Origin of the sequence: Streptacidiphilus sp. ASG 303, assembly GCF_020991365.1 — a bacterium.
GTDB lineage: Bacteria > Actinomycetota > Actinomycetes > Streptomycetales > Streptomycetaceae > Peterkaempfera.
The window spans coordinates 156,426-168,063 of sequence record NZ_JAJLRA010000013.1; the positions used below are offsets into that span (position 1 = coordinate 156,426).

13 protein-coding genes are annotated in these 11,638 nt (G+C 79.5%); 4 read left to right on the forward strand and 9 right to left on the reverse strand.

The window, feature by feature from the left end:
* Nucleotides 1-85: 85 nt before the first annotated feature.
* The gene (locus tag LO771_RS18220) at nucleotides 86-1,285 is read left to right on the forward strand and encodes a CopD family protein (RefSeq protein ID WP_230653726.1); all 1,200 of its coding nucleotides are present in this window, start codon (nucleotides 86-88) and stop codon (nucleotides 1,283-1,285) included.
* 117 nt (nucleotides 1,286-1,402) lie between these two features.
* Here the strand turns inward: LO771_RS18220 and LO771_RS18225 are convergent, their stop codons facing one another.
* The 6 genes from LO771_RS18225 to LO771_RS18250 form a co-directional block, all read right to left on the reverse strand.
* A complete protein-coding gene (locus LO771_RS18225) occupies nucleotides 1,403-2,104 on the reverse strand; it encodes a GNAT family N-acetyltransferase (protein WP_230653728.1) in 702 nt (233 codons plus the stop codon).
* Between the two features lie 242 nt (nucleotides 2,105-2,346).
* Nucleotides 2,347-3,516, reverse strand: a complete 1,170-nt coding sequence (locus tag LO771_RS18230) for a lysylphosphatidylglycerol synthase transmembrane domain-containing protein (protein WP_230653731.1) — start codon at nucleotides 3,514-3,516, stop codon at nucleotides 2,347-2,349.
* Entirely contained in the window at nucleotides 3,513-4,382 is an 870-nt protein-coding gene (locus LO771_RS18235) for a class I SAM-dependent methyltransferase (protein ID WP_230653733.1), read from the reverse strand. The genes LO771_RS18230 and LO771_RS18235 overlap by 4 nt, the downstream gene beginning before the upstream one ends.
* Complete coding sequence (locus tag LO771_RS18240; protein ID WP_230653735.1) at nucleotides 4,379-5,632, reverse strand: glycosyltransferase family 4 protein; 1,254 nt, start codon at nucleotides 5,630-5,632, stop codon at nucleotides 4,379-4,381. Before LO771_RS18240 ends, LO771_RS18235 begins: the two co-directional genes overlap by 4 nt.
* A gap of 11 nt (nucleotides 5,633-5,643) precedes the next feature.
* Nucleotides 5,644-6,042 carry a 6-carboxytetrahydropterin synthase gene (locus LO771_RS18245; RefSeq protein WP_230653737.1) on the reverse strand — a complete coding sequence of 133 codons (399 nt, stop codon included), beginning with the start codon at nucleotides 6,040-6,042 and terminating at the stop codon, nucleotides 5,644-5,646.
* A 184-nt stretch (nucleotides 6,043-6,226) separates the two neighbouring features.
* On the reverse strand, nucleotides 6,227-7,228 hold the full coding sequence (locus tag LO771_RS18250; RefSeq protein WP_374228190.1) for a zinc-binding alcohol dehydrogenase: 1,002 nt from the start codon (nucleotides 7,226-7,228) through the stop codon (nucleotides 6,227-6,229).
* A gap of 405 nt (nucleotides 7,229-7,633) precedes the next feature.
* Between LO771_RS18250 and LO771_RS18255 the strand changes: the two genes are divergently transcribed.
* A complete protein-coding gene (locus tag LO771_RS18255) occupies nucleotides 7,634-8,512 on the forward strand; it encodes a CDP-alcohol phosphatidyltransferase family protein (protein ID WP_308188934.1) in 879 nt (292 codons plus the stop codon).
* A gap of 20 nt (nucleotides 8,513-8,532) precedes the next feature.
* On the opposite strand, the gene LO771_RS18260 is transcribed toward LO771_RS18255, so the two are convergent.
* The 3 genes from LO771_RS18260 to LO771_RS18270 all read right to left on the reverse strand — a co-directional run bounded on the left by LO771_RS18260 (nucleotide 8,533) and on the right by LO771_RS18270 (nucleotide 10,421).
* Nucleotides 8,533-9,216, reverse strand: a complete 684-nt coding sequence (locus LO771_RS18260) for a dihydrofolate reductase family protein (RefSeq protein WP_230653740.1) — start codon at nucleotides 9,214-9,216, stop codon at nucleotides 8,533-8,535.
* 92 nt (nucleotides 9,217-9,308) lie between these two features.
* Entirely contained in the window at nucleotides 9,309-10,103 is a 795-nt protein-coding gene (locus LO771_RS18265) for an SDR family NAD(P)-dependent oxidoreductase (RefSeq protein WP_230653744.1), read from the reverse strand.
* Nucleotides 10,104-10,271: 168 nt separating this feature from the next.
* Nucleotides 10,272-10,421, reverse strand: a complete 150-nt coding sequence (locus tag LO771_RS18270) for a hypothetical protein (RefSeq protein WP_230653747.1) — start codon at nucleotides 10,419-10,421, stop codon at nucleotides 10,272-10,274.
* A gap of 185 nt (nucleotides 10,422-10,606) precedes the next feature.
* On the opposite strand from LO771_RS18270, the gene LO771_RS18275 reads away from it, so the two are divergent.
* Together LO771_RS18275 and LO771_RS18280 are read left to right on the forward strand one after the other, a co-directional pair.
* A complete protein-coding gene (locus LO771_RS18275) occupies nucleotides 10,607-10,912 on the forward strand; it encodes an STAS domain-containing protein (protein ID WP_230653750.1) in 306 nt (101 codons plus the stop codon).
* 322 nt (nucleotides 10,913-11,234) lie between these two features.
* A complete protein-coding gene (locus LO771_RS18280; protein ID WP_230653753.1) occupies nucleotides 11,235-11,621 on the forward strand; it encodes an ATP-binding protein in 387 nt (128 codons plus the stop codon).
* The last annotated feature ends 17 nt before the right edge of the window (nucleotides 11,622-11,638 follow it).

The window sequence follows — 11,638 nt, forward strand, 5'->3', positions numbered from 1 at the left end:
AGGCGTGGCGCGCCGACCGCGCGCCCCGCGCCCCTCGGTCCCGAGGGGCACCGACGCGCCCTCAAGTTAGGTTAGGCTAACCTTCATGAGCATATCGCTGGCTGCCGCGTCCGCAGCCCCCGACGCCGTTCCCCCGCTGTGGCGGATCCTCACCAGGTTCGGCTGGTTCGCCGGACTCTCCGGCGCCCTCGGCGCCACCCTCGCGTACGCGGCCGCGGTCCGCCCCGGGCTGCGCGGCGGGGAAGCCGGCGCCGCCGCCACGGCCGCACTGGAACGCCGGGCCGCGCGGTACCTGGCCTGGACGGGCGTCGTCCTGCCGGTCGCCGGCTACGCCCAGCTCGCCGCGCGGGTCGCGCGGGCCGACGAGGGGACCCCCTTCGGCCGGGCGCTGGCCCCGGGGCGCATCGCGGACCTCCTGGGCGCGCCCGCCGAACCCGGCGCCTGGGTGGCGCGGGGCACACTGCTCACGGTGCAGAACGCCGTGCTGGTCCTGGCCGCCCTCGCGCTGACCGCGCTCTTCACCCGCAGGGGCCGCAGGCACCTGGACGCCCTCGTGCTGACCGCCCTCCCCCTCTGCGCGGCGGTCACGCTCATCGGGTCCGTCCCGGTCAAGGCCGCGCCCGAGGTCCTGGACGACACCCTGGACCGCCTGCTCGTGCAGGCCCACATCCTCGGCGGCGCCGCCTGGGTCGGCGGCCTCGCCGCCCTCGCCGCCCTCGCCGGGCTCCGCGGGAGGCGCGGCGGGCACGCGGGGGTGCTCTGGGCGGGCGTCTGGCGGCGCTTCGGCACCGTCGCACTGGCCGCCGTGGGGGCGGTGCTCGTCTCCGGCCTCTGGCTCACCTGGCGGAGCGTCGGCGCGCCGGAGCAGCTGTGGACCACCGCCTTCGGGGTCCTCCTGCTCGTCAAGACCGCGCTGGTGCTGGGCATGGTCGCGGCGGGGGCCTTCAACCAGTTCCGGCTGATGCCGCGCATCGCCCGGGCCCGGGCGGCCGACGCGACCCCGACGCTGCTGCGGCTGACCCTGCGCCACTTCCCCCGGGTGGTCCTGGGCGAGGCGGTCCTCGGCGTCGCCGTCCTGGCCGTCGTCCCCTTCCTGAACGGCTCGGCGCGCGCCCAGGCGGGCGACGCGGGCGACCCGCCGGCCGCGACCGGCGGGATCCTCGCCGCGGGCCTGGCCCTGGCCCTCACCCTCGCGGCCTCCCTCTACGCCACCGCGAGGGCCTCCGAGGCCCTCTCCCGCCGCACCGTCCGGGACGGGGGCACGGCACCGGCCCCGGCGCCCTGACGCGGCCGCCGGGCCCCGGCCGGGGAGCGGCGCACCCCTGCGGCCCGGCGCGGGCGCCGGTCGGCCGGGCCCGGGGCGGCGGGGCTGCGGCCCCGGGCGGCCGCGCGGAGCCCGGGCTCAGACCGCCGGTACCGGGTCGAGCGGGCGGGAGCCGACGAAGGAGGTGGTGCGGCGCAGACGGAAGCCCAGCGCCTCGTACAGGCGGATCGCCGGGGTGTTGTCCGCGGCGGCGTGCAGGAAGGGCGTCTCGCCCCGGGCGCGGATGCCGGCCGCGACCGCAAGGACCAGCCGGGCCGCCAGACCCTGCCCGCGGAAGTCCGGGTCGGTGCAGACCGCGCTGATCTCCGTCCACCCCGGGGGCCGCAGCCGCTCGCCGGCCATCGCCACCAGCGCGCCGCCGCGCCGGATGCCTAGGTACGTGCCCAGTTCGACCGTGCGCGGCAGGAACGGGCCGGGCCTGGTCCGCCCGGCCAGGTCCAGCATCTCGGGCACGTCCTCGGCGCCCAGCCGCACGGCCTCCGCGTCGGGGGCCGCGGCGAGCCCGTCGTCCACCAGCTGCACCCCCTCGACGCTGAAGAGCGTCTCCCACCCCTCGGGCGGGGCGGCCGCCACGCCGGTGGTGAGGAGCGGCCCCGTGCCCGAGGCGGCGAGTTTGGCGACGCCCGCCCAGTCGGCCGCGTCCGGCTCGTCGGGCACCGCGGCGAACGGGGAGACGTCGGCCGGGTAGCGCAGGGCGCCGCCCCGCCGCTCGGCGAGGTGGGCGTGGGCGCCGGTCAGCGACCACCAGACGGGGTTGTCCAGGGGGTGCGGTGCGCTCACGACGCGGCCCCGGTCGTGCGGGGCGGGGCGGCGTGCGGCTGCGCCTGGGGCATGGCGGGCGTCCTTCTGGTACCGGGACTGCGGAGACGCCGCTTCAACCCGCGCCGGGTCCCCGGTATTCCCGCCCGTCCGGGCACCGGGCCCCCGGCGCGGACACCCGACCCGCACCCGGACCCCGGCGCGGCGGCGGTCCGCCGGCCGGTACGGCCGCCCCGCCCCCGCCGGTGCCGCACGACGGGGCGTCAGGCGGCCGCATCCCCGCGCCGGCCGGGGGATCCCCGCAGGGCGGCGGTCCGCAGGCGGCGGGCGCCGCCGGGGCCGGCCGGTGCGTCGGATGCGCCAGGTGGGGCGGCTGCGCCGGGTGCAGCGGCTGCCGTCCGTGCGGGCTCCCCGGGGATCGGACGGGGCGCGCCGCGGCGGAGCCGTCCGGCGAGTGCCGCGACCGCCGGGGCGAGCAGCACCGCGGCGCCCGGCAGGGCCGCCACGAGGGTCAGCACCCCGTACACCACCGAGGTTGCGAGGCCCCGGTCGGCGCCCAGTCCGGCGGCGCCGAACGCCAGCGCGGCGGCGGCCTCCCGGGGGCCCCACCCGCCGACGTTGAGCGGGATGCCCATCACCAGCAGCGCCAGCACCAGCGGCGGCACCAGGTCGGCGGCGGGGGCCGCCGAGCCCGCGGCGCGCGCCGCGACGAGGAAGAGCGCGACGTGTCCCGCCATCGCGGCCGCCGACGCGAGCACCACGCCGGGCCAGGCGCCGCGGGCGAGCAGGACCCGGCGCGCGTCGGCCGGGGCCGTCGCCGGGGCGTCCCTCCCCCGGTCCGTCTCCCGGCGGGCCTCTTCGCGCCGGGCCTCTTCCCGCCGGGCGGCCTTCCTGCGCAGGGTCCGGAGGGCGGGGACCGCGGCCACCGCCGCCGCCACCGCCGCGCCGGCCGCGGCGAGCCGGCCGGCCGGTCCGGGGGCCGAGGAGGAGGCGAGCGAGGCGACCAGGGAGGGCCGGGCGAGCAGCACCGCTCCCCCGAGGACGAGGACGACCGCCTGCCCGGCGACGCGTTCGAGGACCACGGCCCGCACCCCCCGGCCCACGTCGCCGGACCGCCGCCCGTGGTGCACCGCGCGGTGGACGTCGCCGAGCACCCCCGCGGGCAGGACCGCGTTGAGCAGCAGCGCCCGGTAGTAGTCAGCGACGGCCCGGGCCAGCGGCAGCCGCAGGCCGAGGCGGTCCGCCACGAGACGCCAGCGCCACGCGCTGAGGACGGTGGTGAGCAGGCCGATGCCGAGCGCGGCGAAGACCGCCCGGCCGTCGACCTCGCGCAGGGCCGCCGTGAAGGCGCCGGCGCCGAGCCGCCGCACGAGGACGGCGAGGATCACGGCGCCGGCCAGGGTCCGCAGCAGGGGCCCGGTGCGCCGCCTCACCGGGCGCCGCCGCCGGGGGCGGCGGGCGGCAGCGCCAGCAGGTCGCCGTGGCCGACCGTGACGTGCAGCGCGCCGGCGGCGCAGGCGTCGAGCCTGCGCCGGAGGTAGGCGTCCGCCCGGGGTGCGAGGTCGGGCTCCTGCTCGCACGCCGCGCCGACCCAGCCCCGCAGCCACTCCTCCGCCAGCGCGGCCCGGTCCGGCCCGAGCCGCCACGGGCTGGGGAGGTGCAGCACCGTCGCGCCGAGGCGTCCGAACGCCTCGGCCGCGGCGGCCACCGCGTCCGGACCGAGCAGGCGGCGGCCGCCGGTGCGGCGCCGCTGGTGGGCGTCGAAAGCAGCGGCGACCGCGGTGTCGAGGGGGTCGGCCGGGTGGAGGGCGACGCTGCCCGTGACGGAGAGGGTGAGCAGCGCCGGACGGCCGGCCCCGGTGCAGGCGGCGGCGAGGGCGTCCACCTCCTCGGCGGTGAGCAGGTCGAGGAGGGCGGAGGCGGTGACGAGCGAGGTGTCGGCGAGGTCCGCGGCGCGGAGGTCCGTGAGGTCCCCCTCGCGGGTCTCGGCCGTGACCGCGGTCCCGTGGGCGGTGAGGCGGGCGGTGCCCGCGGCGGCGAGGGCGAGCAGGGCGGGATCCCGGTCGTGGAGGATCCAGTGCTGGGGGCCGGGCAGCCGCCCGGCGAGCCAGCGGGCCTGGGAGCCGGTGCCGCAGCCGAGGTCGCGCACGACCAGGCGGCCGTCCCGCCGGGGGGCGTCGGCCGCCGCGAGGTGGTCCCGCAGCGGTCCGAGCAGGCCGGTGGCGCGGGCGTCGGCGTCGGCGTCCTCCCGCAGCGCCAGCCAGTGCGGGGTGAACTGCGGTGCCTCCGGGGCGTTCAACGGGTCTCCTCGTCCGGACGGGGCTCCTCGCGGGGGCCTGCCGTCCCGTGCGGGCCGGTCCTCCGGCGCAGGTCGGTCTTCCCGTGCAGGCCGGTCCCGCGGCGCGGACCGGTCCTCCCGTGCAGGTCGGCCGCCGCGTGCGGGGGCTCCGCGTGCAGCAGCCGCAGTACCGCGTCCAGGCGCCCGGCGGCCCGGTCCCAGCCCTCCAGGGCGGAGCGCCGCCGCAGCGCCGAGGCGCGCAGGCGCCGCCGCTCCTCCGGGTCGCCGAGCCAGCGGCGGAGGGCCGCCGCGAGGGCCGCCCCGTCGTCCGGGGGGACGAGGACGCCGGGCAGGCCGCCGCCGGGGTCGCGGCCGAGGGCGTCCGGGACGCCGCCGACGGCGGCGGCCAGGACGGGCAGCCCCCGGGCGAGCGCCTCGGTGACCACCATGCCGTAGGTCTCGGCGCGGGACGGCAGCACCAGCAGGTCGGCGGAGGCGTACGCCGCGTCCAGCGCCTCCCCCGCCAGCGGTCCGGGCAGGTGCACGCGGTCCGCGAGGCGGTGCCGTGCGATGCGCTCCCTCAGGCGGGCGGCGTAGCCGGGGTCGCGGCCGTGCGGCCCGGCGAACGTGCAGTCCCAGGGGAGGCCGGAGACGGCGGCGAGCGCCTCGACGAGCAGGTCCTGCCCCTTGCGCGGGGTCAGGGAGGCGACGCAGAGCAGCCGGTTCCCCGCGTCGCTGCCGGGTGCGGGCGGCGCCGGGTCGACGCCCGGGGCGACGACGTGGACCCGGGCCGGGTCGAGTGCGTGACGCACCGTCAGGTCCTGTGCGGCCCGGGGGCTGGTGGCCACCACCAGGTCGGCGGCGCGCAGGGTCTCCCGCTCCCTGGCGCCGAGCCGGGCGGCGCGGTCGGGGGCCAGTCCGGTCTCGTCGGCGAGGGGCAGGTGGACGAGGACCGCCGTCCGCAGCCGGCGCGTGTGCGGCACGACGACCTCCGGCACGCCGCACGCCACGAGCCCGTCGAGGAGCACGGCGGCGCCGTCGGGGAGGGCGGCGAGCGACCGGTCGAGCTCCGCCCGCGCGGCGGGGCCGGGCTGCGGCCAGTCGCCGGCGACGGCGACCTCGCGGACCGGCCGGCCCGCCGCGGCCAGGCAGCGGCTCATGCGGCGGTCGTAGACGTTGCCGCCGCTGGGCGCGCCCGGGTCGTCCACGTCGCCGGGGACGACGAGGTGGACGGGCCGGGCCCCCGCCGCCCCCGGCGGGGACCCCGTCACGGCGGACGTCCTCACAGCGTGCGCTCGTAGCTCGCCCAGGCGACGTGCGACTCGTGCAGCACGACCGCGAGCGACGCCAGCCCGCGGGCGCCCTCGCCGAGGGCGCCGGCCGCCACCCGGTCGGCGAGCCGGTCGGCGATGACCTTGGCCAGGAACTCCGTCGAGGTGTTGACCCCGGCGAACTCGGGGTCGTCGTCGAGGTTGCGGTAGTTGAGCCCGCCGAGCACCCCGGCGAGCTCCGCGGAGGCCAGCCCGATGTCGACGACGAGGTTGTCGGCGTCGAGTTCGGCGCGGCGGAACGTCGCGTCCACCAGGAAGGTCGCGCCGTGCAGCCGCTGCGCGGGGCCGAAGACCTCGCCGCGGAAGCTGTGGGCGACCATGATGTGGTCGCGGACGGTGACGCTGAACAAGGGGGTCCCTCCCGGGGCGGTAGGCGGTCCCGCGGTGCGGGGACCGGGCGGTGCGGGGTCGGGGGTCGGGGGATCCGGCGGTGCCGGGGCGTGCGGTGCTGCGGTGTGCGGTCGGGCCGGGTGCGGCCCTGCCGGCGGGCGCCGCCGCGGCGCCCGGACCGGGGGCCCGGTCAGGCGGACCCGGTCAGGCGGGCCCGTAGACGATACGGTGGCAGAGCGCCGGAAGTTCACCGCCGGCGATCATCGGCATCACCCGGGGCAGGTCCTCGAAGGCGCTCTCGCCGGTGACCAGCACGTCGAAGGCGGGGTCGGCGAGCAGGCGCAGGGCCAGGGCCATGCGGTCGGCGAAGCCGCGCCGCGCGCTGCGGGCCGGCGAGACCGTGCCGACCTGGCTGCTGCGCACGGTGAGGCGGCGGGAGTGGAAGGCCTCCCCCAGGGGCAGCGCGACCTGCCGGTCGCCGTACCAGCTGAGGTCGACGACCGTCCCCTCGTGCCCCAGCAGGTCGAGGGAGCGGGCGAGCCCCTCCGCGGTGGCGCTGGCGTGCAGCACCAGGTCGCAGCCGCCCTCGGCCCGGTCGGGCAGCGCGAAGTCCGCGCCGAGGGCCTCGGCGACGGCGGCCCGGGCGGGGTCGACGTCGACCAGTTGGACCCTGGCCCCGGGGACGCGGGCGGCCAGCGCGGCGACACAGCAGCCGACCATCCCGGCGCCGACGACGGCGATCCGGTCGCCCACCAGCGGCGCGGCGTCCCACAGCGCGTTGACCGCGGTCTCCACGGTCCCGGCCAGCACCGCGCGCGCCGGGGGCACCCCGTCCGGCACGGGGGTGACCGCGGCCGCCGGGACGACGTACCGCGTCTGGTGCGGGTGGAGGCAGAAGACGTGACGGCCGGCCAGGTCCGGCGGGCCCTCCTCGACCACCCCGACGCTGAGGTAGCCGTACTTGACCGGCCCCGGGAAGTCGCCCTCCTGGAAGGGCGCCCGCATCGCCTCGCGCTGGCTCTCGGGGACGCCGCCGCGCAGGACCAGGGACTCGGTCCCGCGGCTCACCCCCGAGTAGAGGGACCGGACCAGGACCTCGCCGGGGCCGGTCGCGGGGAGGACGGCGGACCGGATCTCCCCCGCTCCCCCGCCGGACGCTCCCCCGCCGGACGGGGTGAACCAGAAGGCGCGTGCCGTGCGTTCCACCAGAGACCTCCATGACGGACGGACGGGCGGCGCCCGCCGCCCCGGTCGTGCCGGTACCGTACGCGGTCCCCCGGCGCGGCCGCGGACGGGGGCGGTGCGGACCGGGGGGAGACTCAGGCGGAGACGGGAGCGGTGATGGACGTGCGGTACCGGCGCGGCGGAGGCACGGCCGGGCGCAGGCCGGCCGGGCACGGCACGGACGGGCGGGGCCCGGTGCGGCGCGGCGCGGCCCGGCGGGGACCGGAGGGCCGCGACGCGGCCGGGCACGCCCCGCGCGGGCGGGGCACGGCCCGGCGGGACCGTCCGGCCGGGCACGGCGCGGTCGGGCGGGGTCCGGCACGGAGGGGTCCGGCCGGGCGGGGTCCGGTCTGGCGGACGCCGGCCGCCGGTGCCGCCGCGCAGGTCATGCTGCTGGTCCTGCTGGGGGCCTCGGTGGGCCTGGGCCCCGCGGGGTGGCTCACGGGCGGGGTGCTCGCCGTCGCCGTCCCGGCCCTGCTGGCCGGCGCCCTGCGGCGGTCGGGGGCCTCCGCGCCGGGGCCGGCCGACCGCGTCACCCTGGCCCGGACCGTGCTCGGCGGCGGCGTGGCGGCGCTGGTCGCGGACGGCACCGGGCACGGCGCGGTCCTGACGGGCCTGGCCGCGGCGGCGCTCGCCCTCGACGCGGTGGACGGCCGGGTCGCCCGGCGCACCGGCACGGCGTCCCCGCTGGGGGCGCGGTTCGACATGGAGGCGGACGCCTTCCTCATCCTGGTGCTGAGCGTCCGTGCGGCCGCCTCGTGCGGCACGTGGGTCCTGGCGGCCGGGGCCATGCGGTACGCCTTCGTCGCGGCCGCCCGGGTCGCGCCGTGGCTGCGCGCCGCCCTTCCGCCGAGCCTCGCCCGGAAGGCCGTGGCCGCCCAGCAGGGCGTCACCCTGGCGGTGGTGTGCGCGGGGGTCCTGCCGCCCACGGCGTCGACCGCCGTGGCCGCCGCGGCGCTCGCCGCGCTCGTGTGGTCCTTCGGCCGGGACACGGTGTGGCTGTGGCGGACCCGGCCGCGCGGCGCCGTCGCGGCCGCCTCCGGGCTCACGGACGCCGCGGACCGCGCGGGCTCCCCGCCCGCGCCGGCGGCCCCGCCCGCCCCGGCCGGTGCCGCGCGGGCCGCCGGTGCCGAGGTGCTCCCCGTGGCGGCCGGGCTCCCCGGGCTCCCGGTGGCCGCCGCGGCCGCCGGGCCGCCCCGGCCCCAGGACGGACCGGGGCGGGACCGCGGGGCGCGGGTCGCCGCCGGGCCGGTGCGCCTCCGGTAGGCGGGGTTCCCGACGGAGGGTCAGTCGTCGCGGTGCGGAAGGTAGCGGAGCAGCACCACGTCGCCGATCTGCCGGGCCTCCGCCAGCGTCATGCGCCGGTCCGGCCCCTGCGGGAAGACGGCCGGGCGGACGAGCCGCGGCGCGTCGGCCTGGCCGACGAAGAACGGGGCGTACACGAGGTGCAGCTCGTCGACGACGCCGGCCGTGAGGAACATGGTGTGCACGGCGCCGCCGCCCTCGATCATGAGCCGCCCGATCCCGCGCCCCGCGAGGTCGGCCAGCACCGCGTGCACGTCCAGCGGGTCGCCCGCACCGACGACCGTGGCGGCCCGCCCCAGGCGCTCCCGGACGGAGGCCAGCGCCCCCGTGGTGGTGTAGACGAGCTTGTCGCCGTCGCCGGTGGTGAAGAAGCGGGCCGCCGGGTCGAGGTCCCCGCTCTCCGTCAGCGTGACCTTCACCGGCGTCGGCGGCAGCCCCTCGCGGACGCGGCGCAGCCGCCGGTCCTCCGAGCAGACCAGCAGCCGGGGGTCGTCCGCCCGGATCGTGGCGGCGCCGACCAGGATGGCGTCCACCCCGGCCCTGACCTCGTCCACCCGCTCGAAGTCCGCCTCGTTGGAGAGCAGCAGACGGGTGGAGCTGGTGTCGTCGAGGCACCCGTCCAGCGACGCGGCGGCCGACAGGAGCACATGGGGGCGCGGTCTCATGGGGGACAAGACTGGCACAGGCCCCCGCGGGGCGGGCACGGGTCCCGGAGGTCACGGCGCCACGGGGCCACGGCGGATCAGGACCGGCGCCGTCACGGCACGATGGAGTCCACGTAGCCCCCGTCGACCCGGACCGCCGCACCCGTGGTCGCCGACGCCTGCGGGGAGCTGAGGTAGACGACCAGGTGGGCGATCTCCTCCGGTTCGATGAGCCGCCCCAGCAGCGACTGCGGCCGGTGGAGGCGCATGAACTCCCGCTGGGCCTCCTCCCAGGGGCGGTCGCGCCCCACCAGGTCGTACACGAAGTCCTCGACGCCGGGGGTGTGCGTGGGCCCGGCGATCACGGAGTTGACGGTGACCCCGGTGCCGGCGGCCGCCTTCGCGAAGCCGCGGGAGACGGCCAGGAGGGCGGTCTTGGTCATCCCGTAGTGGATCATCTCGGCCGGGATGACCAGGGCGGAGTCGCTGGCGATGTTCAGGACCCGGCCCCAGCCGCGCCGCTCCATGCCCGGCAGGTAGGCGCGGATCAGGCGCACCGCGCTCAGCACGTTGGTGTCGAAGTACGTGCGCCACCGCTCGTCGGTGATCTCCAGCGGGGCGGCGACCTCGAAGATCCCGAGGTTGTTGACCAGCACGTCCGCGTCCGGGACCTCCCGGAGCAGCGCCTCGGCCCCCTCGGACGTGGTCAGGTCCGAGGCGACGGTGACGACCTCGGCTCCGGGCGCCGCCCCGGCGACCCGGTCGGCCGCCTGCCGCAGCCGGTCCTCGCCCCGGCCGGTGAGGACCGTCCTGGCGCCCGCCTGCGCCAGGCCGGCCGCGACGGCCAGGCCGATGCCCTGGGAGGAGCCGGTGACGACGGCGGTCCTGCCGCCCAGATCGATGCGCATGCGCCGCACGCTCGCACACCCGCGGACGCGGGGCGGCCTGCCACGCGAGCGGCCCCTCCCCCCGGCCCACGGACGGAGCAGCCCGGGCGCGGGCACGGGACCGTCCGGCGGCCGGCCGGGGACGGCGGGGGCGGGCGGCTGCGGGCTGCGGGCTGCGGCCCGGGCCATTCAGCGGAGGACGGCGGTCATGTGCCCGCCCTCCACGGCGGTGCCGCAGCAGCCGCCGGCGCCGTGGACCGCGGGGGAGGCGGAGAGGAGCAGCCGGTCGTACGGGTGCCCGCTGCACACGTCCGTGCACAGGTCAGCCCTTGGCCGCATCGGGGTCGTGGGACGGCGCCGCGGGCGCCGGGGCCTGCGTCGGATGGCGCATTCCGGCCCCCGCGGCCGGCCCGCCCCGGGTCAGGGATGGGCGCAGGCCCCGGCATGTGTCAGGCTGGGGGCCGGCGGTACTCACCCGGACGGAAGAAGCCCGGTCACCTGAGGCCGCGGAAGGGATGCGACCGGTGGAAGCCAGGACCGAGGTGGACGCGACCGGCACGGTGCGGGTCGCGGTGGCCGGCGACGTCGACTTCGACACCTGCCCGGTGCTGGCGGCGGAGCTGGCGCCGCTGGCCGAGAGGGCGGCCGCGACCGTGGTCGTGGACCTGACCGAGGTGTCGTTCATGGACTCCTCCGGTCTGCACGTCCTGCTGGCCGCACGGCACCGGATCAGCGCGGCCGGCGGCCGGATGCGGATCGTCGGGGCACGGGAGCAGGCCCTGTTCCTGTTCGAGGTGGCCGGGGTGACGGGGCTGCTGGACGCCGCGTGACGGGCGGCGCCGGCCCGGTACCGGGAATTCGCACCGCCCGACCGGGTATCGGACGCGGATCGGGGGGTAGCCGCCCGGGGTGACCACCCCCGACACCGCCGTCCGGACCGCGTCGGACCAGGACGAACCCCGGGAGCGGAGCCGCTTCGGCGCCCCCCTTCCCGGCCCGATCCGGACCGGCTGCGCGGGAACCCGCGCACCGGGCCCGTGTCCGCAGGGTCCGCCGCGCCCCGGCCCCGCCGGCCCCCCGGACCGGCCCGGCGACGGCCCCCCCGACGGCGGCGTCCCCGGCGGCGCACCCGACAGCGGCAGGAGCACGCCCATGCGCCGGCAGGCCACCCTCGACGGCACCCCCGGCACCGCCGCCACCGCCCGCACCCTCACCGCCGACCTCCTCACCCACGCCGCCGCCACCGGCCACCCCCTCACCGACCGCACCCGCGAGACCGCCCTCCTCGTCGTCAGCGAACTCGTCACCAACGCCACCCGCCACGCCCCCGGCCCCTGCCGCCTCGACCTCACCCTCACCGACCAGCACCTCCACATCACCGTCGAGGACACCCACCCCGCCCTCCCCGCCCCCCGCACCCACGACGCCGCCCGCATCGGCGGCCACGGCCTCGAGATCGTCCTCGCCCTCTGCACCCGCCTCCACACCGAGACCACCCCCCACGGCAAACGCCTCCACGCCCACCTCCCCCTCACCTGACCCCACCACCCCCACCC